General features: G+C 44.1%; 22 protein-coding genes and 1 riboswitch. Of the genes, 10 read left to right on the forward strand and 12 right to left on the reverse strand.

The genetic code is table 11. The annotated features are described in order from the left end of the window. Window positions 1–290: 290 nt before the first annotated feature. From ACSQ2E_RS01755 to ACSQ2E_RS01790, 8 genes are all read right to left on the reverse strand, one after another. Window positions 291–1430, reverse strand: coding sequence for a DUF4309 domain-containing protein (locus ACSQ2E_RS01755; RefSeq protein WP_435989081.1), 1140 nt, complete (start codon window positions 1428–1430; stop codon window positions 291–293). Window positions 1431–1587: 157 nt separating this feature from the next. Then, window positions 1588–1974 (reverse strand): hypothetical protein, encoded by a 387-nt coding sequence (locus tag ACSQ2E_RS01760; protein WP_435989082.1) that lies wholly within the window; start codon window positions 1972–1974, stop codon window positions 1588–1590. Window positions 1975–2011: 37 nt separating this feature from the next. Beyond that, window positions 2012–2842, reverse strand: coding sequence for a zinc metalloprotease HtpX (locus ACSQ2E_RS01765; protein WP_435989083.1), 831 nt, complete (start codon window positions 2840–2842; stop codon window positions 2012–2014). 104 nt (window positions 2843–2946) lie between these two features. After that, a riboswitch (cyclic di-GMP riboswitch) is annotated at window positions 2947–3035 on the reverse strand. A gap of 529 nt (window positions 3036–3564) precedes the next feature. Continuing rightward, window positions 3565–4371, reverse strand: a complete 807-nt coding sequence (locus ACSQ2E_RS01770) for a hypothetical protein (RefSeq protein ID WP_435989084.1) — start codon at window positions 4369–4371, stop codon at window positions 3565–3567. A gap of 95 nt (window positions 4372–4466) precedes the next feature. After that, the gene (locus ACSQ2E_RS01775; protein ID WP_435989085.1) at window positions 4467–4814 is read right to left on the reverse strand and encodes a hypothetical protein; all 348 of its coding nucleotides are present in this window, start codon (window positions 4812–4814) and stop codon (window positions 4467–4469) included. Between the two features lie 24 nt (window positions 4815–4838). Further along, window positions 4839–6371, reverse strand: a complete 1533-nt coding sequence (locus ACSQ2E_RS01780; RefSeq protein WP_435989086.1) for a T7SS effector LXG polymorphic toxin — start codon at window positions 6369–6371, stop codon at window positions 4839–4841. Between the two features lie 13 nt (window positions 6372–6384). Beyond that, on the reverse strand, window positions 6385–6663 hold the full coding sequence (locus tag ACSQ2E_RS01785) for a YwqI/YxiC family protein (protein WP_435989087.1): 279 nt from the start codon (window positions 6661–6663) through the stop codon (window positions 6385–6387). Beyond that, window positions 6656–7027, reverse strand: a complete 372-nt coding sequence (locus ACSQ2E_RS01790; RefSeq protein WP_435989088.1) for a YwqH-like family protein — start codon at window positions 7025–7027, stop codon at window positions 6656–6658. The genes ACSQ2E_RS01785 and ACSQ2E_RS01790 overlap by 8 nt, the downstream gene beginning before the upstream one ends. Window positions 7028–7344: 317 nt before the next feature. Between ACSQ2E_RS01790 and ACSQ2E_RS01795 the strand changes: the two genes are divergently transcribed. Both ACSQ2E_RS01795 and manA read left to right on the forward strand, forming a co-directional pair. Next, window positions 7345–8205 (forward strand): ROK family protein, encoded by an 861-nt coding sequence (locus tag ACSQ2E_RS01795; protein WP_435989089.1) that lies wholly within the window; start codon window positions 7345–7347, stop codon window positions 8203–8205. A 104-nt stretch (window positions 8206–8309) separates the two neighbouring features. Next, window positions 8310–9257 carry a mannose-6-phosphate isomerase, class I gene (gene manA, locus ACSQ2E_RS01800; protein WP_435989090.1) on the forward strand — a complete coding sequence of 316 codons (948 nt, stop codon included), beginning with the start codon at window positions 8310–8312 and terminating at the stop codon, window positions 9255–9257. Window positions 9258–9377: 120 nt separating this feature from the next. On the opposite strand, the gene ACSQ2E_RS01805 is transcribed toward manA, so the two are convergent. Beyond that, window positions 9378–10121 carry a MurR/RpiR family transcriptional regulator gene (locus ACSQ2E_RS01805; protein ID WP_435989091.1) on the reverse strand — a complete coding sequence of 248 codons (744 nt, stop codon included), beginning with the start codon at window positions 10119–10121 and terminating at the stop codon, window positions 9378–9380. Between the two features lie 205 nt (window positions 10122–10326). On the opposite strand from ACSQ2E_RS01805, the gene ACSQ2E_RS01810 reads away from it, so the two are divergent. The 4 genes from ACSQ2E_RS01810 to ACSQ2E_RS01825 all read left to right on the forward strand — a co-directional run bounded on the left by ACSQ2E_RS01810 (window position 10327) and on the right by ACSQ2E_RS01825 (window position 17882). After that, window positions 10327–12279, forward strand: coding sequence for a fructose-specific PTS transporter subunit EIIC (locus ACSQ2E_RS01810; RefSeq protein ID WP_435989092.1), 1953 nt, complete (start codon window positions 10327–10329; stop codon window positions 12277–12279). Window positions 12280–12346: 67 nt separating this feature from the next. Beyond that, window positions 12347–14986 (forward strand): glycoside hydrolase family 38 C-terminal domain-containing protein, encoded by a 2640-nt coding sequence (locus ACSQ2E_RS01815; protein ID WP_435989093.1) that lies wholly within the window; start codon window positions 12347–12349, stop codon window positions 14984–14986. Between the two features lie 12 nt (window positions 14987–14998). Then, window positions 14999–16690, forward strand: a complete 1692-nt coding sequence (locus ACSQ2E_RS01820; RefSeq protein ID WP_435989094.1) for an alpha-amylase family glycosyl hydrolase — start codon at window positions 14999–15001, stop codon at window positions 16688–16690. Window positions 16691–16754: 64 nt separating this feature from the next. After that, a complete protein-coding gene (locus tag ACSQ2E_RS01825; RefSeq protein WP_435989095.1) occupies window positions 16755–17882 on the forward strand; it encodes a glycerate kinase family protein in 1128 nt (375 codons plus the stop codon). Between the two features lie 129 nt (window positions 17883–18011). On the opposite strand, the gene ACSQ2E_RS01830 is transcribed toward ACSQ2E_RS01825, so the two are convergent. The 3 genes from ACSQ2E_RS01830 to ACSQ2E_RS01840 all read right to left on the reverse strand — a co-directional run bounded on the left by ACSQ2E_RS01830 (window position 18012) and on the right by ACSQ2E_RS01840 (window position 22138). Next, on the reverse strand, window positions 18012–19502 hold the full coding sequence (locus ACSQ2E_RS01830) for a glycoside hydrolase family 32 protein (protein WP_435989096.1): 1491 nt from the start codon (window positions 19500–19502) through the stop codon (window positions 18012–18014). Between the two features lie 89 nt (window positions 19503–19591). Further along, window positions 19592–20995: a sucrose-specific PTS transporter subunit IIBC gene (locus ACSQ2E_RS01835; RefSeq protein ID WP_435989097.1), complete on the reverse strand. Its 1404-nt coding sequence runs from the start codon at window positions 20993–20995 to the stop codon at window positions 19592–19594. A 153-nt stretch (window positions 20996–21148) separates the two neighbouring features. Continuing rightward, window positions 21149–22138: a LacI family DNA-binding transcriptional regulator gene (locus ACSQ2E_RS01840; protein ID WP_435989098.1), complete on the reverse strand. Its 990-nt coding sequence runs from the start codon at window positions 22136–22138 to the stop codon at window positions 21149–21151. 285 nt (window positions 22139–22423) lie between these two features. Between ACSQ2E_RS01840 and ACSQ2E_RS01845 the strand changes: the two genes are divergently transcribed. The 4 genes from ACSQ2E_RS01845 (at window position 22424) to ACSQ2E_RS01860 (ending at window position 26095) form a co-directional block, all read left to right on the forward strand. After that, entirely contained in the window at window positions 22424–23176 is a 753-nt protein-coding gene (locus ACSQ2E_RS01845; RefSeq protein ID WP_435989099.1) for an alpha/beta hydrolase, read from the forward strand. Next, complete coding sequence (locus ACSQ2E_RS01850; protein ID WP_435989100.1) at window positions 23160–24476, forward strand: ABC transporter substrate-binding protein; 1317 nt, start codon at window positions 23160–23162, stop codon at window positions 24474–24476. The genes ACSQ2E_RS01845 and ACSQ2E_RS01850 overlap by 17 nt, the downstream gene beginning before the upstream one ends. A gap of 64 nt (window positions 24477–24540) precedes the next feature. Then, window positions 24541–25287: an N-acetylmannosamine-6-phosphate 2-epimerase gene (locus ACSQ2E_RS01855; protein WP_435989101.1), complete on the forward strand. Its 747-nt coding sequence runs from the start codon at window positions 24541–24543 to the stop codon at window positions 25285–25287. Then, window positions 25241–26095: a MurR/RpiR family transcriptional regulator gene (locus ACSQ2E_RS01860; RefSeq protein ID WP_435989102.1), complete on the forward strand. Its 855-nt coding sequence runs from the start codon at window positions 25241–25243 to the stop codon at window positions 26093–26095. The genes ACSQ2E_RS01855 and ACSQ2E_RS01860 overlap by 47 nt, the downstream gene beginning before the upstream one ends. Window positions 26096–26097: the final 2 nt, after the last annotated feature.

The raw sequence follows: 26097 nt of genomic DNA on the forward strand, positions 1-26097 counted from the left end.
ATTTATAGTCAAAAGGGGAGCTTCATATTGGATCCTCCCTTTTGACTTGTGGACATGAAACTTGGAAGAGTTGAGACAAAAGTAACCGTCAATTTTCGGTCGTACAGGGCTGTCAGTAACAAGAAGGGTGGTCCTCTGCATGGCAGAGGTGGAACAAAAACTTGTCCTTAGTGGAACAAAAACATGGCAAGCCTGGTACAATTCAGTGGCTGTATTCACCCCGAGAAACCTAATGTGAAAAGACACAACCAGAATAGTACCCTAGCTGTGTCTTTTCTTGTTTATTAAAGTCATTCAATTTGGGATTTGTATTGAATTCTTGCGATTCCTGAGTCTTTGGTGTGGGTGTACCCTTCTCCTATAAGCACGTATTTATTATCAATTGAATAGATCTGCGTGTATAAACCCGACATTTCATCGATGCCTGCATACTGTGGGGTTCCTAGCAGTGATTCCAAGTCTTTGAAAGTTTGTGGTGTGTTATTTACGTTATAAAGAATGGACACAAGCTGTTCTTCGTTCATTAAGTGGCTAAAGAATAAATTAGAATCTTTATACCCAAACGTAGGAGCGCCTTGATAATATTCTTCAACATCTGGAGTGCCTAATTCATTTTTAATTTGTTGAATATTGGTACCAAGAGGATATGGAATTCCTTTTAATCGTCCTTTAGTAAGTTCTTCCTTAAATGCCTTGTCAAAATATTGTTCGGTATCCATTAGCATAACGGTTCTATTTTGAGTTTTCAGTATCCAATCAGATTCGAATTCCCATAGTTCCTCAGTTTGCACATTGCCATTATCGTCAAGTATCTGCAGTGAAAATGCATTCTTATTCATTTGGACTTTATAGGGATTTTCGTTCGATATGGCAATGGTTGAAACAGATCGAATCTCTTGATTAGAGGGGTTATATTTAAAAATTTTTAAAGCGGAATACATATTGGTAGCACTTGCTACTGTTTGGCTTCCCACAAGGAATTTCTCTTTCTTCGTGTTTTCAATTACTCCGTGAAGCTGGAAATCATTCACCAGATCATCCTTATACTCCCCTGCTTTTTTCCAAGCTCGTGAAGAATCGTCCTGTTTAAAAATTGTTAAGCCGTGAATATTCTCAGTAAGCTGTTCTGAAAATGGACCATAATAAGCGATGACCTCGGGTAAAGTGTCGTTATCAAGATCATGTACTATATATTGAACGGGACCTTCTATGCCGACATTAGATAAGAACCCATCTGCTTTGCTTTCATCAATCCACTCCCTATCACTTTTCTTTTCTTTCTTTAAAAGGGTGGGATCATTCTTGCTCGCTTTCGCAATGTCTGGCGTAGAAGAAGTTTCCTCCGTCTTGGTTTCTGTGTTGTTGCTCTGGCAGCCTACAATGCCAGCCATTATAAAAATGAGGGTAATCGTGCTGATGAATCGTTTCATGGAATCCTCCAGATAGTGTTATTCTTTAATAACTCAATCCAACTTCGTATTAATATCCCCAAGCATGCCAGCGGTTCCGTAATTATGGGTATAAGCAGGATCTTCAATTGAATTTAGGTGGAATTTGAAAGGAAGGAATCTCAATACTTCCTTTCTATTAATGTCCCATTCTTTTTAATTGTGATAGCTTGTTATATGCGTTAATTATTCCGATCATCCACCCTAGGAGTAACGTAACAATAACCGAAAACGCAAGATTGATGGTGGTTATCATTAATGCGGTATATCCTTTACCGCCACCGCGTGCCCAATGTTCACGATCTGATCTTCTCATAGTGTTATATAAGTTCAGGATTTGACGCCAGCCATACACAATTCCCACTGGATAGCAAATAATCATGAATAAAATTAGGTAATCATTGACACCAAAACGTATTGTTGAACCGGAATATGTTGTGATGGCTTTGAATAGAAACACTGCAGCAAGAATAATCCCCACCGCAATGAGAACAAGGATCTTCTTTAATTCTTGTTTATACAACATGCTTCTGACCCCCTTATGCTTTCTGTTGGGAAGTGGATTACGCCACTTCAGATTCAATTCGTTTAAATGATTCGGGATGACTGGACGCCAGGTTAGCCCACAATCCTTTTCTGAAGCTCATTTCCATTTCATTGAAGCTGTTTAAAACTTGTATTAGTGGATCACCATAGCCTAGTTGGTAAGCAAAATGGTCGGCTTCATATTCATTTTTTCTGGAAGAATGCATAACGAGCATTGTGCCAAATTTCGTCCAAAGCCACATCATCGCGACTAGCATGAAGTCGATGAAAATAGTCATAATCAAAGTCCCGAAGCTGCGGTTTGCGATACTTGCCATGATGCCAACGGCTGACATTACCACACGATAGAGTACAAACATGGTGGAAACGATCATATTCCCTACTGATACAATTAGAATAAGGTCAGTATCCTTGTTGGAAAGATGTCCAAATTCATGTGCTAGAGTAGCTTTGATTTGTTCATCACTGTACTGCAATAAGCCGCTGGTAAGGCAGATGGTTTTACGGCCCGTAGCAAACGCATTGGGATTAGAATCGTTACTTATGAAGAGCTTGACGTGATCTGCAATGGATGGATCAAGCATTTTAGCTTTCTCATAAACTTCCTCGAATAATGGCATAAGACGGTCAATATATTCTTGTGAGAGCGGTTTGCATCCTTGTTGGACGCGGAGCATCCATTCACCAACTGGAGATAATGCGATGGTAAGAGAGACCAGATACAATGATAAACCAACAAAGATGTCTTGAAAAAGAGCCATGACAATCAGTGTATTAAGAATAAGATAAATAATAATTCCAGTGTTCTGCTTCTTAAATAGCCGTTTTGCGAAATCAACGAAATACATAGTTTTTTATCCTCCAATAATTATTTTTTATAAAAATCGTATTACCTCAGACCGGTTCCCCTAAAAAAAAAAAGCTAAAGCAAACAGCCATAGCTCAATTTTTCTACGGCAACCTGACAATCATAGCGCTGAATAGCACCTTAGACTCATGGATTTGCGTCCTCCCCTTTCAGAAAGTTTGCCTTTATCACTATTATAGGAAATTAGTAATATATTTAAATTGAGTATAAAGTAATAAGAAAAATATGTAAATGGTATAGAAAGAAAAGTCATTCAATCCAATTTGGCAAAACTATGGGCATGTCCAAACTTTAAAGGATTATATAGGTGAAATGGCTCTAGAACCCGTCTACTCTATCATTGCCTTCTCGAAGAAAGCCACATTAAAATGTAAAGATGAATTTACATCAGCGAAGGTTATTAAATTTGGGCAATTAACAAAAGTTATCAAAGAGTGGTGTTTTGGAAGCAGAAGAACCGTCCCCTTGCTTCTCATCTTAAATGGAATAAGGTATAATATACCATAAGACAAGTGAAATCGGCTTAATGTGAAGAAATTGAGGTGAGTGTGATGTTTGGCTTTTGGGTGATTGTGACGATATGTTTAGCTATTTGGGGTGGATATATTGCTTATAAATCTGAACGGTGAGGATGGTCAGTTCGTCCTCTCACGGCTATGAAAAATCCTCACTTATGAAAGTGAGGATTTTTTGTTTGAATTATCACCCTTGTTCAACCAGGTGTGAGGCAAATTCTCCGATGCTCCGCAGCATGTCTTCCCATTCTTTCTCATCGGCTAAATGGAAATGGACCGTCGCCGAATCATCGCTGTATTCGCTCAGCCAAATTCCTTGGGTGGATGGAAGGAAGAATAGGATATTCTCCAGATACATTTCATCCTCCAGTGACACGATTCCAAAGTTGGATATATTGAATAATGTCCATTCAAAGCGTTTTAAATCCTCAGTAAACAGGTCGAAGCTGCTCACTTCTTCAGGTGTGAAGCGTGAGCTTTTTCGAACCTTTTTTAGTTTATCCGGATTGCTTAAGCGGTCGAAGTTCTTCTCGCTCAGAATGAAGGATCGCTGCTCGTTCGTGTGAAGCTTCTGGATGCCATAGTATTCTTTCATATAATGCTCCATCTCATCTGCTGAAATGATGGAGAACTCATGGATGATATCCTTTTCAATGAGGTGGAGCAGCCACTCATCGTTCTCGTAGTGATGGATCATCAACACAGACTGAGCCGGTGTATTGGAACAGCGGATCATCCTCTTGGATTCCACATAGTTCCTGATGAAGTGGAGCATTTCCTCCGTTAAAGGATTCTCTCCTCTTGCATCACGCTCTTCATCCAGGATGCGCTTCATGATCAGCTGTTTACTCGTCGCCTCCATGATGGCGATCCATTCCTGTTCGGTCTTCTTCCCGATCGCTGCCTCTGCAATCCCCTTTGCTACACTGTCGTAGCCTGATAAGCTGACCATTAAGGCAAGTTCTTCTGATGTGCATGTTAGTATATGGTTCATGGGCTCACTCCTATAAGTATGTATTTTGTTGAGGTGTTACATACTTCTTCAATAACATTTACCCTGTCTCTTGTTGAGTGGGAATATATCCTCTTCTAACCAAAAAAGATGTAATCTACGATCATAGATAGAACGGTATAAAGGGTGACCGAAAGAATTCCCTGAACGAGGAGGGCAACTAGAAATAGAATTTTTCGTAAGAACCAATTGTATTTTTCGATTTTCGTATAGATATAGGGTCCGGAACCCAGCATCCCCTTCTGGAATGCGTTTGTTATTTTTTGAAATAACGTAGTGGGGGGATCAAAGATCGCCACTTCGTAGTAACCTAACATTGTTTTTTCTAGAATGAGTATCGTACACCCGTAGGCAAATTGAGTAGATAGTACAATCCCAATCGCTAATAATAAGAAATCAACGGCACTATACAGTGTCAAAAACATATTTTCCTTCCTCTCAAATAGGCTTTAGTTGAACCAACTCGCAACAGAATTCTTTACATTTACGATGGCTTCTGTTGCTTCTTCGCCGACTTTTTTACCTATTTTACCTGTGAAATCTTTTACTTTGTCTCCATACTTAGAACTTGCAAGACCACCAACTAATCCACCAACAGACGCTCCAATGACAATACCTAACGGGCCACCCATACTTCCGATTGTAGCCCCGATTCTAGCCCCGGCACCTATGGCCATCATATCTGTACCTACTCCACCTGCAAATCTACCGAATTTCTCCATCCTTCCCATGTGTGCATTCTCTTGAGCAGTAAATTCTCCAAAGTTTGCAATGTATGAAATGGCATTTCCCACTAAAGGGATCCTTTTCCCGATGGTGGTAAGTCCTTTGACTCTTGCTGCGTTTCCAACGATTTCTTTCGTACCTGTTTTCATGCGCCCGACAATACTATTTCTTAATTGCGCTCCCGTTGTCTTGTTGAAATTCTTCGGGAAACCAGCTGCATGTTTATATAAGTGAGCTGGACTTTCATAACTTTTAACGAACTTATGCATGTACTTTAGGAGAGGGTTACTAGGTGTTTCTGCTCTAGAGAATGTAAGAATACTCTTTGCCATTTTCGAACTGTGTTTTCCTTTACTCGTCCAGGAAGGATCTGTCCTGACGCTGAATTCGTAATTCCCTTTCAGCTTTTGCCACAACGTGGGGGTGTTGCCCAAATAGTGGACTGATAGTTTGGACGAGAACACTCCAGTAGAAAGAACAGCAAGTGTTTGATAGCCTGCCAGAAGATTATCACCCCAGCTCATCTTGCTGTTTAACATATCGAATGGTGATAGGAATATGTCACCTAATCTTGTATACCTGTTACTTTGTTGAAGAGCAACGATGTCTTGATAGTGGTCTGTTTTCCGGAGTTCGGAGCTTTGGTAGCTGCCAATATTCAACTTCTCACTCTCGAACATTCCGCTCACTTCAAGTAGAAAATCTCTTACAATTTGAATATCGTGTTCAACCGAATCAAGTATCTTCGTTTGAGCAGAATCGAATGCAGCCAGATCTTCAATAGTGTGCGCAATCTTCTTATGAGCTTGTTGTTGATGACTGATAAAACGATTGTCTTCAAGGGGAGGTGCATAGACAATATCACTCACCCTGCTGATAGCGGAGTTTGCTTCATCCACGAAGTCCATTGTCAGGTTCTCCGCTTTACGGAGGCCGTTTGTCAGATCACCCGTAAGGAATGCCTCTTGAATATAACCGGTTTGATCGGGTTCTAAGTCGTCAGCGGCACTTTTAATATTTTTAAGAATTTGCTCGTATTTTTTAATTGTGAACAAGTAAGTGGAAAGAATCAATTGATGCACACCCTGGTAGAAGGAACGGATGGCCTTCCCCCCATGACCCTCAAATGAATCCTTCAGATGGGTGAAAGCCTTGATCTCATTTTCAAGCTTTTCAATCTGCTCTAATTCAGTAGAAAGCATGTTTGTCAGTTCATCGATTCCGTTATGCAGTGACTGTGAATCCAATATCTTCACAACGTATCGCTCCTTAACGCAATTTGATGGAGGAGGATAATTCGCGATCTGCTTCCTCCATGCTGATTAATGATTGCTTGACTGATTGATTATTCTTTGCCAGAAGTTCTTTATACATCTTCCTGATTTCCGACAATTGGTGGTTCAGTTCATTGATTCGTTCTGTGACGTCCAGACGATTGTCGTTGGCAATAGTGCTTGGGATGTCTGTTGTAAGGGACTCAGACGCATTGTCGATATATGTAACAGCTTGTTCCACAGCACTGTAGCGTATTTTCAGTTCTTCACCCAACGTGATTGTCTCCTTTCCTCTTTTCCTCGTTTATTCTGGAAACCTCTTGAGAGATATTGTACTGCAATGTCTGTATTTCAGAGTGAAGCGTGTTGACTTTATTTTCAAAGATTGTAATAGCCTCAGTTAATTGAAAGTGGTAAAGGTCCCTGTAGCTCAATGAAATATCATCACGAACTTCTTGAAAGGCATTTGCTAACTGGCCCTTCCACGTATGTGGGGTGAGCTCAGGATCCTCTATGGAATGTCGGTTGTGAACGAACTCATTCTGTATATTCTCTAATTCTCGTATATTTGATTCTAAGCGGTGGACCTGCTCTTTTTTTTCAGCGAGCTGAGATTGCAAGTATGATAGGTAGGACATCGGATTCATCTCCTTACAAAAAAATGTCGTAATTCCTCCAGTATAAATGGTATCAAATGGAAAGGAAGATAGTAATAGGAAAATTAACACATATTTACGGAAGTGAACTAAGCCTTTTGTCCTCCCGGAGGATATGCACAATGAAGATTTACCCATAAAATGTATAAGATATTCCTTTTTATTGAAGAAAAGGAAGCGCGGGGACGGTTCTTGTGCTTCTTTTTTAAGGGAAGCAGCAGAACCGTCCCCGTGCTTACAAATGAAATGATAGTATAAATAGGAGAAATCTTTCTAGTTTAATGAAAGGGTGATTAGACATGATCATTGGAGCAATTGAAGCGGGAGGAACCAAGTTCGTATGTGGAATCGGGAATGAGAGGGGGGAAATCCTGGAGCGAGTTACGATTCCGACGACCACTCCAGGTGAGACGTTAAAACAGGTAGTGGAGTTCTTCGAGGATAAGAATATCGAGAGACTGGGAGTTGGTTCTTTCGGGCCCATCGACCTTAAACCAGAAAGTGAGGGGTATGGTTCGATTACAAGTACCCCAAAACCGCACTGGAGTCATTTCAACCTTATAGGTGAGTTGAAGAAGCATTTCCACGTTCCGGTTGCATTCGATACGGATGTAAATGCTGCTGCTCTTGGTGAAAGTGTTTGGGGAGCGGCCAAGGGCTTAGACAGCTGCCTCTATATAACGGTTGGTACAGGCATTGGTGTAGGGGCTTTAACAGAAGGGAAACTTGTGCACGGATTGACTCACCCTGAAATGGGTCACATCATGGTCCGCCGTCACCCTGCAGACACCTATAATGGTGGTTGTCCGTATCATGGTGATTGTTTAGAAGGACTGGCATCCGGCCCAGCGATTGAAGCCAGATGGGGAAAGAAAGCTGTTGAGTTGGTGGACAACCCTCAAGTATGGGAAATGGAAGCCTATTATCTCGCTCAGGCGATTGCCAATTACATTCTGATTTTATCACCGAAGAAAGTCATTCTTGGTGGGGGAGTGATGAATCAGATGCACTTGTTTCCTCTGATAAGAGAACAGGTGGTTACCATTCTCGGTGGGTATGTTCAACATAAACAAATCCTTGAAGAGATCGACACATATATCGTGTCGCCTGGATTGGGAAATAATGCCGGGCTAGTGGGAGCGCTGGGATTGGTCCGCTAATACGTAGTAGGCAGAGGACCACATTCTAATTTGTCCTTGAAACTTTATCCCTTATGTAAGACAATCAGTGGACAAGAATATTCAACTGAATTCAGGAGGCTGTCATGAACCAACCACTATTTCTACAACCCGTATTCCAGGAAAGAATCTGGGGAGGTACGGCATTAAAAGACCAATTCAACTACGAAATTCCATCGAATCATACAGGTGAATGCTGGGCCATATCCGGTCACCCGAACGGACAAAGTACAGTAGTAAACGGTGAGTTTGCCGGTAAGACGATTGGTGAGCTTTGGAATGATCATCGTGAGTTATTCGGTCAGCATCCGTCGCCTGTATTTCCGTTATTGACGAAAATCTTAGACGCCAACGCCGATCTTTCTGTGCAGGTACACCCGAATGATGCGTATGCAAAGGACCATGAAAACGGTGAACTGGGTAAAACTGAATGCTGGTACATCATTGATTGTGATGAAGATGCCGAGATGATCTTCGGACATACGGCTCAAACGAAGGAAGAGTTCGTGTCGATGATTGAGAAAGGCGAGTGGAATGATCTATTGCGTCGCATCCCGGTGAAGCCTGGTGACTTCTTTTATGTCCCAAGCGGTACGATTCATGCCCTTTGTAAAGGGACACTGGTGTTAGAAACACAGCAAAGTTCGGATACGACGTACCGTGTGTATGATTATGACCGTACGGATGCGGAAGGGAATACCCGTGAGCTGCATATTGATAAGTCGATTGAAGTGACGACGATTCCACATAAGGCTGAAGCGGTTGAACCAGTTGTGGAAACACGTGAAGGAGTTGAATCCACGAAGTTTGTGGAAGCGGAATACTTCACTGTGTACAAATGGAAGGTCGACGGCCATTCCTCGTTTGTACAGGACCAGCCATTCCAACTGGCAAGTGTACTGGATGGAAACGGAGTGCTGAAGGTGCACGGGGAAGAGTATTCTCTTACAAAAGGAGCTCACTTCATCCTGCCTGCCGATATTGAGACATTTGAGATTGAGGGACAGGTTGAGTTGATTGTTTCTCATGTATAAAAAAAGCACGAAGCTCCTATTCCGTAGGGAGCTTCGTGCTTTTCGTTTAAACAAACGTTTGATTACTTATAAGAAACCCCCAGAACATAGGCAGAATCCCACTAAACACTTGTTTAGTGATCATTTCATCACTTTCTTCAAATAAAACTCAAAAATCAAATCAATTAAAATGACCATCGTAGACCGAGGCGTCAAATCATACCCGGCAAACTGTACTTTTTGTACATCGGCACTGATGGCATTCCGGGTGATTTTCGCTAACGTGCTATCTGCTGAATTGGTGATCGCCAGTGAGTCTGCATTTTTATAACGGATCTTCTCAGCTGCCCCGACAATGGTTTTCGTCTCGCCGCTGGATGAAATGAAGACGATGAGGTCATCCTGCTGCACCATATTCGGAAGCAGGTCGATGATATGTGATTCATATACGTAGGACGTTGGTTTATTGACCTGCATGAATAGTTTACTGAAATATTCTCCAGCCATCTTCGTCAGTCCCACGGCGACAATCATGACGCGATTCGCCTTCAATAGCTGTTCGCTGATTTTCTCCAATTCCTCGACGCGCAACGATTCCAATGTCCGATTCGTATCCTGGCGGTAACGGTCCAGCATATTCTCCGACGGACCTACGTTTTCATCGATGCTCTTTAGGTTAAACTTAAACTCAGAGAAGCCGCCGAGCCCCAGCTTATGACACATGCGGATGATCGTGGTCGTGCTCACACTATTGCTTTCGGCCATCGCGGTCAAAGACTGATTCTTCGCCGTCTCCAAATTCTCCTCTACATAATAGAGGACGTGCTTTTCAGCATATGTTAGTTCTCCGATAGAAGAAGAAAACCGATCCAATACTTTCCCCATACCATACTCCTTTGTAAACCGTTTCATTATTTATCATTCATTATATCATTGATTCCTATGCTCTTTGGCATACACATGTTTAAGAAAAGGTTTTCATTCTGTACAATTGTACGCTCTATGTACAAAAGTCCCGATTCTTTCTGTGATATAACTACATTGTAAGGGATTTCATAAACCTAAATTATTACTTGAGAGGTGAACCTCATTGGAACTAAGACAAATGACAGATGAACAACTGGTCATATTTGATATTGAAGCAAACACGAAACAAGAAGTTCTTGAAACGATGGTTGATGCGTTATATCAACAGGACGTTTTAACATCGAAAGAAGAGTTTTTACAGGCAGTTCTTGAGAGGGAAGAGATTTCTCCTACTGGGCTTGAGGCTGGACTTGCCATTCCTCATGGAAAGAGTAAAGCAGTAAAGAAAGCGAAGTTTTCTGTTGCGAGACTACGAAATAGTCTTGATACATGGGAAAGCATCGATCCGATGAACAAAGTACAGCTCGTGTTCTTGCTGGCCATTCCGGATGCGGAGGCAGGATCTACTCATTTAAGCGTCTTGTCTGAACTGAGTACAAGATTGATGGACAAGGGGTATATCGATAACTTGATGAACGCTTCTTCTCCTTCCGAGTTCTTAGCATTATTGGATCAAAAAGAAAACGTTATCGACACTCCACAAGAGTATACAAAAACCGTACTGGCGATCACGGCATGTGCTTCGGGTATCGCTCACACGTATATGTCTGCTGAAGCTTTGGAGAAGGCAGGGCGTGAGCTGGGTGTCCGTGTTCTCACTGAGAAACAAGGTGCGAATGGAATTGAAGACGAGCACCGCGGGGCGATCTTGAAAGAAGCGGATGCCGTTGTGTTTGCGACTGATATTGCACCTAAGAATAAAGAGCGTTTTGCAGGTAAGCCTTACGTGCAGACACGAGTTGCCGAACCGTTAAAGCACGCTAAAGATATCATCAACAGAGCATTGACGAATCCTGATGGAACCGTAACGGGAGACAGCAGTGAGGACGAGGTTTCAACAAACGGAAGTAAGCAGGGTCTGATGTCTGAAATCACACAGGCAGTCATGACAGGTATTTCGTATATGATTCCTGTCCTTGTGGCAGCGGGTCTCATGATGGGGATTGCGAAGCTTGCCGCCATGCCGCTCGGGCTCGTTGATACCATCAATGATATTAAATATGCGACGGATTCAAATGAACTATTAGTCATTCTCCATCATCTCGATAAGTTCGGTGGAATGATCTTTAAATTCATGTACCCGATCTTCGGTGCATTTGTGGCATACGCCATCGCCGACCGTGTCGGACTCGTATCCGGTTTTATCGGAGGGGTATTCGCGGCAGGTCTTCACTATACGTTCTGGGGAATTGAAGGCGGAATTCCATCAGGTTTCCTGGGAGCATTGATCCTTGGACTGACGGCTGGTTATGTATCTAAATTCTTAAATGAAAAAATTAAGCTGAATAAAAATCTGATCGCGATGAAGCCGATGCTCATCATTCCAGCGATTTCCGTGTTAACGATTTTCTTCTTGAATTTTTATATTGTAGATCCTGTATTTGGTGGGTTGAATGCCCTTCTAAGTGACTGGATCACAGCGGCTCAAGGTGCAGGGAATGTCGTACTTGCAAGTATCATCGCTGCAGCTACAGCCTTTGACTTAGGTGGACCGATCAACAAAGCGGCAGGTGCCATTTCCATCGGACTTGCAGCAGATCAAATCTATCCATTGACTGCCCGCGTATTGGCGATTGTCATCCCGCCGATCGGATTGGGACTTGCAACGGTCATCGATAAGTATGTCGTTGGACGCCGTGTGTTCGATGCAAACCTGCGTGTGGCGGGGAATACGTCACTATTACTAGGATTTATCGCCATCAGTGAGGGTGGGATTCCATTCATGCTTCGGAACCCATTGATCACCATTCCAATCAACATCATCGGAGCGGTCCTGGGATCTGTAACGGCCGTCGTACTTGGAGCCGTTCAGTGGTATCCACTTCCGGCTATTTGGGGATGGCCGCTTGTTGAAAATATTTGGGCATATCTCATTGGACTTGCAGTCGGGGTATTGTTCATCGCTTTCGCAAACATTTTCATCCGCTTTGCCATTTTGAAAAAGAACGAACAATAATCACAAAAAAGGGGGCCGGGTCGTCATAGATCCGGAACCCTTTACCTATTATCTGGAGGGAACATCCATGAAAAAGCGTGTTTATGTCGTACCTCATTCCCACTGGGATCGTGAATGGTATTTTACAATAGAAGATTCAAATGTGTTACTTGCAGAAAACCTTGATCATCTCTTAGATGTCCTGGAAACAGATGAAGACTATACAGGCTATGTATTTGATGCCCAGGCGAGCATCGTCGAAGAGTATCTGAAGGTCCGTCCTGAAAACAGGGACCGTTTGAAGCAGCTTGTGGAAGAGATGAAGCTGTTTATCGGGCCTTGGTATACGCAAACGGATTCTCTGCTTGTCAATAAAGAATCCATCATCCGTAACCTGCTATACGGAACGAAGATATCGAAGAGCTTCGGTCACAGCATGAATTGCGGGTATCTGCCGGATATTTTCGGGCAGAATCAGTATCTTCCTTCTATCTTCAAAGGGTTCGGTATCGATAACAGCGTCCTTCAGCGCGGGATTTATACGGATCAGTTAAAGGGTGATTTGAACTTCACGTGGAAATCCCCTGACGGCGAAACGGTGAATGCCAATAATATTTATTTCGGATATGGACCGGGGAAATTCCTTGAAGCTTCAGAGGAGTATAAGGAAGAACGCCTGTTTCCGATTCTCGGGAAACTGGCGGATATGAACCAGAATAGTGATCATCTCTTACTTCCGGCAGGCGGAGATCAGGTGCTTGTGCGTGAGCATTTCCCTGAAACCATCAAGAAGCTCAATGAGGGCTCAGAGGACTATGAGTTTGTCCTTTCCGACTATGAAACCTTCATGAAAGATGCATGGGAGAATGAAGACCATTTTACAAATGTGATCGAAGGCGAATTGACGGCGACGCAGAAGTCCCGTATTCATAACACGATTCGTTCCCAGCGCTATGATATTAAGAAAGCCAATTATGAAGTCGAACATAAGATCCTGAATGTACTGGAGCCACTGGCCGTCATCGGTCAGTCTCTAGGTCTGCGTTATCCACAGTCGTGGTTGGACGGGATGTGGAAGGAACTCTTCGATGTTCACGCCCATGACAGCATCGGCGGATGTAACTCTGATGACACCAACCGTGATATCGTCCAACGATTGGAAAAGGTGAACCGGATTGCTGACGGACTTCTGAATATCTTGAAGAAACAAATGACAGAAGCCATCAGTAAGAAACTTGGTCATGACTCCATTTTTGTTTTCTTTAATACAAATGCGTCTGTATTCTCCGGCACGGTGGAGGCTGTCTTGTTTACGAAGTCTGATCAGTTCAACGTGAAGGATCTTGCTGGGAAGCCTGTTGTGATTGAAGCCATTGATCAGGAATATATCAGCGGTGGTAAGAAAATCGTGGTCACAGCAGAAGGTGAGAAACAGGTGGAAGTACCGGGTTATTATCGTACAGTCGTGATGGCAGAACTGAAGGATGTTGCCGGATTAGGGTATCAGACCTACATCGTGGAAGAAATCAGCGAAGGAATGAAAGAGCTTGAAGAGAAAGGTAGTCAGGCCATCGAAAATGAACATGTAAAAGTGGAATTCGTCGAAGGGAATCTGACCCTGACAGAGAAAGACAATGGCACCTTGATTTCCAATCTGCTTCGCTTTGAAAATGTAGGGGATGCGGGGGATTCCTATGATTTCTCTCCTTTAGAAGGGGATCAACCTCTATGGATGGAGCATGGTGAACTGCTTTCTGTAGAGGAAGGTGAGCTTTCACAGAAAATGATGGTGAAGCATGAGGCGCTTGTGCCAGGGAATCTGGAGGACCGTCAGGCAGAAATCAATAGTGAACCCCTGGTGATCATTTCGACTCTTGAACTTCGAAAAAATGAAACCTTCGTTCGGGTTCAACATACGATCGAGAATGCGGTTTGTGATCATCGTGTGCGCGTTCGATTAAATACAGGCGTAAAACAGCCTCAAACTTCTTTTGCCGATCAGGGCTTCGGGCTGATTGAGAGAAGCGTGAACAATCCGTATATGAAGGATTGGAAAGAGAATGGATTTGCCGAAGCGCCGGTTCCGATTTATTCACTTGAAAACTTTGCAGGGGTGTCAGCTGATTCTCATACGTTTGCAACTGTAACAAGAGGGATCAAGGAATATGAAGTGGTTGAAGAATCAGGAGAACTTGCTCTTACTCTATTCAGAAGCGTCGGGTTGTTAGGAAAAGATGATCTCATGTGGCGTCCAGGAAGAGCATCGGGTATTAATAACAAAGTCGTCTACACCCCAGACGCCCAGATGAAGCAAAGAATGGTGTTTGAATATGCTCTTTATGTTGGAAATGCAGAGCCTGTGGCGATGTTCGGGCTGACGGATCAATACGTGGATCGATATGGTTCTTATCAGAAGCAAAGCTTAAATACCTTTGAAGAGCGCCTTGAGCGTTTTGAGATTCCTTATCCGGTTAGGGAGATGGAGGACACCGTTTCATTATTGGAAATGGACAACCCATCTGTGGTCATGAGCAGCTGCAAACGTGCTTATGATGACAAGTCGATGGTTGTTCGTTTGTTCAACCCGGCGGAAACCGTTCAAAGCGTGACGTTTAAACATGCATTCAGTAAGGTTGTTACGACAAATCTTGCAGAGGAATACCAGGGTGAAGCGGGTACGGAGATTGTACTCAATCCGAAGAGCCACCTCACATTAAAACTATCTTAAGAAGGTGAAAAGATGACCAAGCAAGAATTAGTACAAAATGTAGAAAAGAGATTGCGAACGATTTATGGGGAAGATTTCAAAGAGGAGTTCCTGACTTCTTTTACCGAGCTGATGGATAAGTGGAGCCGTCACTCGTGGGAAAGCGCCGCCCCTGTGTCAGAAGAAAACGTGTATCTCATCACGTATGGTGACAGTATCTACGAAGAAGGTAAGCCAACGCTTGCCTCTCTTCACACCTTCTTGAATGAAAAGATGAAGGGCTCCGTTACGGATGTCCACCTGCTGCCAATGTTTCCTTATACGTCCGATGATGGATTCTCCGTCGTGGACTATCGTCAAGTGGATGAGAAGCTCGGTGATTGGACAAACATTGAAGAGCTGTCACGGGATTATCGCTTAATGTTTGATTTTGTTGCCAATCATATTTCAAAATCGAGTGAATGGTTTCAAGGGTATCTGAATGGCGAAGCAAGATATCAGGAATACTTTGTTCCGAGAGATCCTTCTTTTGATACGAGTGCTGTGGTCCGTCCCCGCACTTCGCCTTTATATCATGAATACGAAGGGCGTGACGGCGTGAAAACGGCTTGGACGACCTTCAGTGAAGACCAGGTTGACTTGAATTTCCGCCACTTCCCGGTATTAGAGGAAACGACGGATATTTTACTCGAGTATGCAAGTAAAGGCGGGACCAGTATTCGCCTCGATGCCATCGGGTTCATTTGGAAGGAATCAGGCACCACGTCCATCCATCTGCCACAGGCCCATGAAATCATCAAGCTATGGAGAGAGGTCATGGACTTCTTCAAACCGAATACGCAGATCATTACGGAAACGAATGTACCGCACAAAGAAAACATCAGCTATTTCGGTGATGGGACCGATGAAGCCAATATGGTTTATCAATTTTCCCTGCCTCCATTGGTGTTGTTTTCACTGACGACACACAATGGTGAGAAGCTGACGGAATGGGCGAAAACGATCGATACCGTTTCGGATACTGCGACCTATTTCAATTTCCTTGCAAGTCATGATGGAATCGGGATGCGTCCCACAGAAGGGATCTTGACCGAGGATGACAAACAGCTGCTTGTGAATAAAGTGAAAGAAAACGGCGGCCGTGTTTCGTATAAAGCCAATAGTGACGGCAGCCAGTCTGTCTATGAGCTGAACATCAACTATTCAGCAGCCCTGGTCAATCAAGGCAAGGATACGACGGAAGAACTTGAAGTGAAGAAGATGCTTGCCGCACACTCCATCCTGTTATCGTTTGTGGGAGTTCCGGCCGTTTACTATCATTCTTTACTCGGTTCTCATAATGATGAAGCCGGTGTTGAAGCATCTGGCATCAACCGCCGGATCAATCGTGAGAAGCTGGAGCTTGGTAGCATCTTTGAGGAACTAGAGACGGATTCTCGTCGCAAAGGGATTTTCGAAGGCTTACAGGAGATGATTTCGATCCGCCAGAAGGAATCTGCTTTTTCTCCTTATGCAGGGCAGGAAGTGTTGGAACTTGGTGGGAATGTATTCGGACTGAAGCGATTCAATGTGGAAACAGGTGAAAGCATCATGTTTGTCGTCAATCTGGATGCGAAGCATGTTGAAGTGAATCTGCCTCACTCAGGAGTCGATCTCGTGAGTGGGAAGCAAGTAAGTGAAGTTGTGGAATTACGTCCATATGAATTTATGTGGGTGAAACAATAGATGAATTTAAGGTGCCAGTCGCTGTGTGAGGCTTCTGGCATCTTTTTATAGGAGCGTGTAGGAGATGAATGTTTTAATAGCATCGGATTCTTATAAGGATTCATTGTCTGCTTTTGAAGTGGGTGAAGCGGCTCGAAAGGGGGTTCTATCGGCTTGGCCATCCGCTTATGTGGAGAACTCTCCCATGGCGGATGGTGGAGAGGGTACCCTGGATGCCTTGCTCACTTGCCTTGATGGAGAAGAGAAGGAAGTTCGGGTACATGATCCGTTAATGAACATTGTCACTGCTCGATATGTTGTTCTGAACGGGGACACGGCGTTTATCGAGAGTGCGAGAAGCAGTGGACTTCCTCTCGTTCCGTTTGAGAAGCGGGACCCGATGAAAGCAAATACGTATGGTCTGGGAGAACAGATTAAGGATGCTGTTCAGAACGGATATCGCAATATCGTCATTTCCCTTGGGGGGAGCGCGACGAATGACGGTGGCGTCGGTATGCTGCAGGCTTTGGGATGGACGTTTTATGGTGAGGACGGAGTAGAGCTCGGTGTGGAAGGGAATCCGTTACTTCAGGCGGCTTCATTTTCAGATCGGGAGCGGTTGCCCGGACTGGAGGAATGCTCGTTTACGATTGCGAGTGACGTCACGAATCCATTCTATGGGGAGAAAGGTGCTGCTCATATTTTCGGAAAACAAAAAGGGGCGACATCTGAGGGGATTCTCGAACTTGATGCCGGTTTGGTGAGGATGGCTTCCCTTTTTAAAGAAGTATATGGTGTTGACGTTCAAAAGGTAGCTGGATCGGGAGCCGCCGGAGGACTCGGTGGAAGCATCGTGGCCGCTTTAGGTGGGACTCTTCAATCCGGAGTGGACACGATTATAGAGCTTACGGGGTTGGAAGAGAAAGTAATGAAGGCGGATATTGTTTTTACCGGTGAAGGAAGTCTGGATCAGCAATCACTGATGGGGAAAGTACCCGTTGGGGTTGCGAGACTGGCGAAGAAGCACGGTAAGAAAGTGATCGGAATTGCAGGTCGGATCGATACGGATTTGGCAGAGGTGAATCAGTATCTGGATGCGGTGTTTTCGATTCAGACCGAGTGCCGGTCGTTGGAGGAAGCCTTGAGGAGCGAGGTTACGAGTGAGCAGATCCGGGTGACGGTGGAGCAGGTTGTGCGGTTGTTGAAGGTATGATGTAGGAGGTCGCCTTTTGATTCTTCTATCTATTGGACGAGAAAATATAAGTTGCCTTACGCTAAGTTCCGGGTCAAATTGAAAGGTCCGTCCCTCATTGCTTTAAAGCAGTGAGGGACGGACCTTTATCTAAAGTGAGTTATTACTCTTCAGTTGATGGATCGTATAGGTACAGGTTAGTTTTTTATCTGTAAATAGTTTGACTCCGGTTGATTGCTGCATGGGGAAGGCTCTTGTTGTAAAAACAACCTCACCGTCATTGATGAAAATTTCGGCAATGCTCCGGTCAACAAATGCCTGTACTTTAACGCTGTCCCCGATGCTGAGCTCAGCACTTCGCACCAAACCATTTTCCTTATCAAATGAGGTATGGAAATTCTCGCGATTCAACGAAACGGTTTGACTGGAACGATCAAATGCTAAGACAAGTCCCTCGGTTTCCGATGAGAAAAGTTCTACCCCGAAAGAGTCTGCTCCACTGGATTCGATGGAAGCTTCCAACTCAAATGAGAGGAACCCGGAATGGAGTTTGGTTGAGCCATTATCCAGCGTCCGGACATCTGATTGGGACTTACTTCGCAGCTGTTTCAATTCTTTTGCCGGCTTTTGAATAAGTCGACTGTTCACGATATCAAGCTCCCTCGGAAGTGTCAGGCAATGTGCCCAATCTTCTTGGTCGGTGGGATATTCCACCTCAGCCATGCCCGCCCAGCCGAACATTAACCGTTCATTGCTTTTTCCTTCGAATGTTTGGGGAGCATAAAAGTCAAAGCCTTTGTCCAATTCCTCATAGCTTGTCACGTCAAATGTCAGGTTCTCGATGTCCAGTTTACCAAGTGCATAAATCACATTGTAAAGATTTTGATAGTCGTGCTTTTTCGCTTCCAGCCCTTGTGGGGAGACAACAAGAATCTCTTGTCCCTGGATTTCAAAATAATCAGGGCACTCCAGCATATAGCACGATTCCGGTAAGTCCAGGTCCAATTTCAATTCTCCCTTGAACGACCAGTCCAGGGCGTCCTTCGATTCATAGATAATGATTGCGCCGGTTTTATCTTCGCGTTGTGCACCGAGCAGCATGTAATACATGTTCCCTTTTTTAAACACTTTGGGATCGCGGACATGACCGGTAAATCCAGCCGGGACACCCTTGATAATCGGATTTTTATCATATTTCCGGACTTGTCCATCCTTTTCCATGATGGCAAGACACTGATTGGCCGATCGTTCTTCAGCGCTAAATTTTATGTTCCCTGTATAGTAAAGGTACAACTTCCCGTCCACTTCCATGGAAGCTCCGGAATAGGCACCATGTGACTCATAATCCTCAGTCGGGACCAGAGCTGTTGGCAGCCGTTCCCACTCCACCAGATTAGTGGACTTTACATGGGCCCAGTGCTTCATTCCGTGATATGCTCCGAACGGAAACCACTGGTAGAAGACATGGTACGCACCATTGAAGTAGGCAAGACCATTGGGATCATTTAAGAGACCATGCTCAGGGTGGATATGGAAAGCGGGTTTCCACAGAGATGCAGCCACTTTTTCTTTAAGGCTTTCCAACTCGTTTGCTTCTGCTTCGTGGATGGTTCTATATTTCGGTTCGGTATATTTTGTCATAATGGAATAAATCCTTTCGTGTAGGGTTCTTTACGTGTATGGAAGAAAAGCAGGTGAGAGCCATTCACCTGCTTTTCTTTAGTGTCTGTCTACTTTTCAATTTCAAGATTTTTCTTATTCGAATACCCGAACATCCAGGTAAGGGCGAAGGCTACTCCGATGGCGACAATGTTAATGAATAGATATTGAAGGATTTGTCCGTTTAAATATAGCAACATACCAGGTATAACGGTAATAGCCATCCCTGTTGCTTTCAATCCCATGAGGGAAGCTAGGAATCCGCCGGCTGCACCGCCGATAAGTCCCATGATGAATGGTTTTCCGTAACGGAGGTTGACCCCGAAAATAGCTGGCTCTGTGATTCCTAGAAATGCAGATAGGGAAGAAGGAAGAGCCAATGCTTTCAGTTTTTTGGACTTGGTCTTTAATCCAACTGCCAAAGCTGCGCCGCCCTGTGCTGCAATCGAGCAGGTGATGATCGCATTATAGGGGTTGTTTCCATATTTGGCAAGAAGCTGAATTTCCAGAAGATTAAAGATGTGGTGAATCCCCGTTACAACGATTATCTGGTTGATTCCACCAATAATAAGTCCGCTAATGCCAAAAGGCCATTCCAGAACAGCGACTGTTCCATCAAGGATCACATTCTCCAGACTGTGGAATATAGGTCCGATCACGAATAATGCTAGAGTAATCATAATCAATAATGTAAGAAACGGCGTAATGATTAAATCCAGTGCTTCCGGGGTCCGTTTCCGTATCTGTCTTTCAAGCTTTGCCCCAAGAATACCGGCAATGAAAGCTGGAAGAACGGATCCTTGATACCCTACTACAGGAATGAACCCGAGAAACTCAAGTGGCTGTACATCCCCTCCGGCAACACCCCAGGCATTGGGCAGTGATGGACTCACAAGCATAAGGCCAAGGACCATTCCGACAATCGGTGTACCGCCAAATACTCTGAAGGTCGACCAGGCGACGAGGGCGGGTAAGAAGATAAATGCTGTGTCTGTGAGGATCTGAGTGAATAATATGAAGTTTTCAGATATATCATCCGGCGTCATGCCAAAGAAGGATAGAATCTGTTCTTGTAGTACGAGGCCACGCAGTCCCATGAACAGACCGGTTGCGACAAGGACTGGTATGATCGGTACAAACACATCACCGAATGTACGAATGGCACGTTGAAATGCGTTTCCGTTCTTGACGGCTTCTTTCGATTGTTCAGTCTTTGTGGATCCCGCAACTCCTAATTGCCTTACTTCTTCATAAATGCGATTAACCGTGCCGGTTCCTAATATAATTTGGTATTGACCGGAGTTGAAAAATGCTCCCTTTACTTTTTCCGTATTTTCAATGGCAACTTGGTCGATTTTCTCTTTATCTTTAACCATGATTCGTAAACGGGTGGCACAATGGGCAACGGAAAGGATGTTTTCTTCACCGCCGACACCTGATAGAATGTCCTCTGCAATCTTTCTGTTATCAGACATGATTTCTCCTCCTTCTTTTGTGTGTAATCGATTACATATTTCAGAAAATTAATAGTATCAGCTGAATTATGCCGATACCAGGGGGAATGAATGGACGTTGTGTGTAATCGATTACACATGTGTTGAAAGTGGTGTGTAATCGATTACACAAAATTATACACTATCTTTTTTTACTAGTCTATAGTCTAATACCCTTTTATCGTTCGGTATGTTCTCATGGTTGATTTGAGCCAGGATCTTATTGGCTGCTTCCTGTCCGGCTTTATGGTAATGGAAATCAACGGTGGTGAGGGAGGGAGTGACATATTGAGAGAGTTCGGAAGCTCCTACTCCAGCCAAAGCAATGTCTTCAGGTATCCGCAAACCCGCCTGTTTGATATAGTTCATGGCACCGATCGCAAGACGATCCGTCACGGCAAATACCGCTGTGGGGCGGTGTTTTGAATCTTCCATGATGTTCTTCATCGCCTGATAACCGGACTCCACATCGAAAACAGCCGTTTGAATCCAATGCTCCTCGATCCGGAGGCCATGTTCTTCCATTGCTGACAGATAGCCTTGTTTTCTTAGCAATCCTACTGCCCTGTCTGATTCGCTCACTCCGATGAAAGCAATCTTCTCATGTTTCTTTTCGATGAAGTAATCGATCATGTCCTTCGACGCCATCATCTCATTAAAGGCAACGGAAGGCGTATCGGGGAGGTCCTGACCAACGACCACTACCGGAATCTTCAACTTTTGAATTTCTTCTATTAATGGTCCGCTCGTATTCGTAGCCGAAAGGACGATGCCTTCAACATCCCTGCTTTTCAGAAGTCTGATAAACTCGATCTCTTTAGTAGCATTTAAATTGGTGTTGGCGAGTAAAATCTGATACCCCTTTTCGGCAAGGATCTGGTCCAGCCCATTCACCATCCGGCTCGTCGTTTCTGAACCGAGCTTCGGCAAGATGACCCCAATCACCTTCGTTTTCTTTGTCCGCAGCGACTTCGCATTCTCACTCGGAACATATCCTGTTTCTTCTATTACTTTCAGAATTCGATCTCGTGCCTCTTCACTTACATACCCGGAATCATTCAACATTCTGGATACTGTTGCGCTTGATACTTGGGCTCTTCTGGCCACTTCCTTGATTGTGATCAATCAACATCCTCCTTGTTCGTTCTGGATCATGTCATTATTTTACCTTATGGGAGTGAATTTTAGAAGGTTGGTGGTGAGGTCGGGTTTCAAATGCCAATTTGGCTCTTTCTGATCATAAAATTGAAAATATTTTATAGAGAGAAGGAAGGCATCCCTTTTATTATTTTGGAGCAATAATCCACCAAAAAAATAAAAAATGGAGAACATATTCACAAAAGCGCTTTCATATGCTAGGATAGAAGTTAATAGGGGAACCTATACCAGGAAAGGGGGAGAAGAGGGTCGTTGAATGCTAGCTTGAAAGAGTGCGTGATCACCAGTCAGCATCTACGCAGAGATCAACTTTACTACACCTGCGAGTACAAGAGGGGTCAAGGTGATGTAGCAGATTTATTGTTTGTTCAGGATGGGCTGGATTATGTCGAGATAGGGCATATTCAACAGACAATCCAAACGGTTCTGAAAAATTCAGGGCACATCCATTTAATGTTGGTTCTTGTGCCACCGTTAAACTCCATGGATCGCTATCATCTTTATCATCCAGATGGTGAGCTTCATGAATCGTACGTGCATTTTTTTACAGAAGAACTTTTACCAAATTTACAGGCAAAGCTTGGCAGGGAAGGGCAGGAAATTCGTAAAGTGGGCTTATTGGGGGATTCTTTAGGAGCAGCTATATCCATGAGTATAGCCTGTGCATCTCCAGAGTCTTGGTCCCACTTACTACTGCAATCCGGTGCTTTTACAGTCAGTCATGTAAATAAAATTCAAAATATTCGTAATTCTTTATGGAAGGTGTATCAAGTAGTCGGTCTTCAAGAGGAAGCAGTTACGTATCCGCTAACGGGAGAGATACTGCCCATCTTATCCATCAACCGAATTCTTCACAACCAACTTCTCTCCATCACAGATACCATTACATACTACGAAGAAGACGAACAGCACCTCTGGGATTTTTGGCGAAGGGACTTGCCGCGAGCACTGAACTATTTTGTCCATACGATTACAAAAGGGGAAAGGGATGAACAGAATGTTTAAAAATGGAAAGTTTCTATTAACGCTTATGTTGATGTTTGCTATGCTATTTACAGCTGCCTGTAATAGCAGCAAATCCAGCTCTTCAGGTGAACAAAAAGAGGGAACGAAAGACGATCCGGTTGAAATTGAATTCTGGACGATGCAATTATCTCCAACGTTTGATGATTACTTAAATGGAGTCATCACTGACTTTGAAAAGGAGAATCCAAACGTAAAAGTGAAATGGGTCGATATTCCTTGGGGGGATATGGAGACAAAGATTCTCTCTGCAGTCGCTTCTAAAACGGCTCCGGATGTAGCCAATCTGAATCCTCAATTCGCTGCGAAACTGGCAGAGCTTGATGCATTGGTGAATATGGATGAAATGGTGCCGGAAGATGTGAAGAGTAAGTACTTTGAGAATATCTGGTCTTCCAACACATTCGATGGCAAGACGTTCGGTATTCCTTGGTACTTATCTTCACAAGTAACGATGTATAACTCTGATATCTTCAAAGAAGCTGGATTGGATCCAGAGAAAGCACCGGCCACTTTCGAAGAATTAAAGGACGTTTCAAAAACGATTAAAGATAAAACAGGTAAATACGCGTTCTTCCCGGCTCTAGATGGAAGTCATCTACTTGAGACGATGGTGATGATGGGCGTGGATTTAACCAATGAAGACATGACGAAAGCAACTTTCAACACGGCAGAAGGGAAGGAAGCATTCAACTTCTTCGTGGACCTTTACAAAAACGATTTGATTCCACGTGAAGTGTTAACAGAAGGGCACTCCAAAGCGGTCGATTTATATCAAGCAGGTGAAATTGCGATCCTGCCTTCAGGCCCACAATTCTTAACGATTGTAGAAGAAAATGCCCCGGATATTCTAAAAGCGACAAGAACCGCTCCAATTATCACAGGTGATACGAATAAGAAAAACGTAGCGGCTATGAACGTTGTCGTACCGAAGCAATCTGACCATCAAAAGGCAGCAGTGGACTTCTCCATTTTCCTGACGAATGCAGAGAATCAGGTGGAGTTTGATAAACAGACAGCCATCCTTCCATCCATTGAAACGGCTCTTGATGATCCGTACTTCAGTGAAGAGCCGAAAGATGCGACTCCGATTGATAAGGCTCGTATCGTATCAGCAGGGCAATTAAAGGATAGTGAAGTATTGATTCCACCAATGAAGAATTTTGAGGAACTACTAACATCCATGAACGAAGCGCTTCATGCGGCTATGCTAGGAGATATGACAGTGGATGAAGCATTGGATCAGGCAGAAATGAAATGGAACGAAACGCTATCTAAATAAGGGAATGGAGGAAAGGGAGTTTATCTCCCTTTCTGCATTTCAATGAAAGCACGGTGAAGACAATATGATTAGCAAGGAAATCGTTTTTGAACAATTGAAAGGGAAGCTCGTGGTTTCCTGCCAGGCCCTTGAACATGAACCATTGCACGGGGCGGATGTAATGGGGAAAATGGCGAAGGCCGCTTACGTCGGTGGTGCGTCGGGAATCCGGGCAAACAGTGCGGTTGATATTAAAACCATTAAGCAGTACGTGGATTTACCGATCATTGGATTAGTGAAGAGGGATTATCCGGGAAGTGATGTCTACATAACGGCTACCAGGAAGGAAGCCGATGAACTGATTGGAGCAGGGGTGGACATGATCGCCATTGATGCGACGACGAGAACACGTCCGAACGGTGAATCGCTGGAAAGCTTGATATCGTATCTGAAGTCAAAAGGGCAAACGATCATGGCGGATGTTTCCACCTATGAAGAAGGCGTTCATGCCGTGGAGCTCGGGGTCGACTGTGTCAGCACGACCATGTCGGGATACACGCCGTATTCGCCTCAGCAATGTGAGCCTGATTTTAAGTTATTGAAAAAATTGGTTGAAACCATCAAGATTCCGGTGTTTGCCGAAGGGCGGATTTCGACTCCGGAAGAAGTGTGTCAGGCATTGGATATGGGAGCTCACACTGTCGTAGTCGGTTCGGCCATCACAAGGCCGCAGGAAATCACGAAAAGGTTTGTACAATCCATCCAGAATAAAGGAGGTAATCAAGATGCAGGCACAAACGGCATCAAAGAGCAAATTAGGAGGGTTAATTAACAGCTATTATCCTTCCCTCACAAAGTCCGAGCAAAAAGTGGCGATAGTTGTGTTAGAACAAATGGAAAAAGCCCTCTACTACTCGGTGACAGATCTTGCCGATGTAGCGGAGGTAGGGGAAACGACGGTGCTCCGTTTCTGCCGGAAGATTGGCATGAAAGGATATCAGGAGTTCAAGCTTGCCATGGCGAAGGATTTATCTTCCATGTCTCAAGAAGAAGAGTCAGATCCCAGTAAGCCAGCCGGCTTCATTCAATCGATTGCTTCTTATACGAAGAACGCCGTGGATGAAACCGTCAATAAGCTGGATGAAGAAACGTTGGAAGAAGCGATCAGACTCCTTTCCGGAGCAAGATCCATCCATTTCTTTGGAGTCGGGACGTCGGGACTGACGGCATTGGATGCGAAGAATCGTTTCCTTCGGATCGGATACCGTTCGGATGCGGTCATCGATCCACATATCCAGTCCATGACGGCTGCCACTGTGAAAGAAGGGGATGTGGTGGTTGGATTGAGTATCTCGGGAAGCACCAAAGACACAATCGATTCCCTGACACTGGCCAAAGAAAACGGAGCAAGCGTCATCGCCATCACGTACTATGCCCGTTCACCAATCACGAAGCTTGCCGATGCAGTTCTGTTAAGCGGCGGGAAGGAATCCCCTCTTGAAGGTGGATCCATGATCGCGAAGATTTCACAGCTCTTCGTCATCGATCTGCTATGTACCGGACTTGCCCTCCACAATAAAGAGTTCTCCCTTGGCATGAAAGAGAAAACCGCAAGAGCCGTTGTAGACAAAATCTATTAAAC

The organism is Rossellomorea sp. LjRoot5, from assembly GCF_964253455.1.
Classification (GTDB): domain Bacteria; phylum Bacillota; class Bacilli; order Bacillales; family Bacillaceae_B; genus Rossellomorea.

Excerpts from the sequence above, each read along its gene's own strand:
- ACSQ2E_RS01825 (WP_435989095.1), top strand. The coding sequence starts at position 16,755 with ATGAATGTTTTAATAGCATCGGATTCTTATAAGGATTCATTGTCTGCT.
- ACSQ2E_RS01855 (WP_435989101.1), top strand. The coding sequence starts at position 24,541 with ATGATTAGCAAGGAAATCGTTTTTGAACAATTGAAAGGGAAGCTCGTG.
- ACSQ2E_RS01830 (WP_435989096.1), bottom strand. The coding sequence starts at position 19,502 with ATGACAAAATATACCGAACCGAAATATAGAACCATCCACGAAGCAGAA.
- ACSQ2E_RS01765 (WP_435989083.1), bottom strand. The coding sequence starts at position 2,842 with ATGTATTTCGTTGATTTCGCAAAACGGCTATTTAAGAAGCAGAACACT.
- manA (WP_435989090.1), top strand. The coding sequence starts at position 8,310 with ATGAACCAACCACTATTTCTACAACCCGTATTCCAGGAAAGAATCTGG.
- ACSQ2E_RS01815 (WP_435989093.1), top strand. The coding sequence starts at position 12,347 with ATGAAAAAGCGTGTTTATGTCGTACCTCATTCCCACTGGGATCGTGAA.
- ACSQ2E_RS01755 (WP_435989081.1), bottom strand. The coding sequence starts at position 1,430 with ATGAAACGATTCATCAGCACGATTACCCTCATTTTTATAATGGCTGGC.
- ACSQ2E_RS01790 (WP_435989088.1), bottom strand. The coding sequence starts at position 7,027 with ATGTCCTACCTATCATACTTGCAATCTCAGCTCGCTGAAAAAAAAGAG.
- ACSQ2E_RS01795 (WP_435989089.1), top strand. The coding sequence starts at position 7,345 with ATGATCATTGGAGCAATTGAAGCGGGAGGAACCAAGTTCGTATGTGGA.
- ACSQ2E_RS01850 (WP_435989100.1), top strand. The coding sequence starts at position 23,160 with ATGAACAGAATGTTTAAAAATGGAAAGTTTCTATTAACGCTTATGTTG.
- ACSQ2E_RS01860 (WP_435989102.1), top strand. The coding sequence starts at position 25,241 with ATGCAGGCACAAACGGCATCAAAGAGCAAATTAGGAGGGTTAATTAAC.
- ACSQ2E_RS01835 (WP_435989097.1), bottom strand. The coding sequence starts at position 20,995 with ATGTCTGATAACAGAAAGATTGCAGAGGACATTCTATCAGGTGTCGGC.
- ACSQ2E_RS01760 (WP_435989082.1), bottom strand. The coding sequence starts at position 1,974 with ATGTTGTATAAACAAGAATTAAAGAAGATCCTTGTTCTCATTGCGGTG.
- ACSQ2E_RS01805 (WP_435989091.1), bottom strand. The coding sequence starts at position 10,121 with ATGGGGAAAGTATTGGATCGGTTTTCTTCTTCTATCGGAGAACTAACA.
- ACSQ2E_RS01775 (WP_435989085.1), bottom strand. The coding sequence starts at position 4,814 with ATGTTTTTGACACTGTATAGTGCCGTTGATTTCTTATTATTAGCGATT.
- ACSQ2E_RS01770 (WP_435989084.1), bottom strand. The coding sequence starts at position 4,371 with ATGAACCATATACTAACATGCACATCAGAAGAACTTGCCTTAATGGTC.
- ACSQ2E_RS01820 (WP_435989094.1), top strand. The coding sequence starts at position 14,999 with ATGACCAAGCAAGAATTAGTACAAAATGTAGAAAAGAGATTGCGAACG.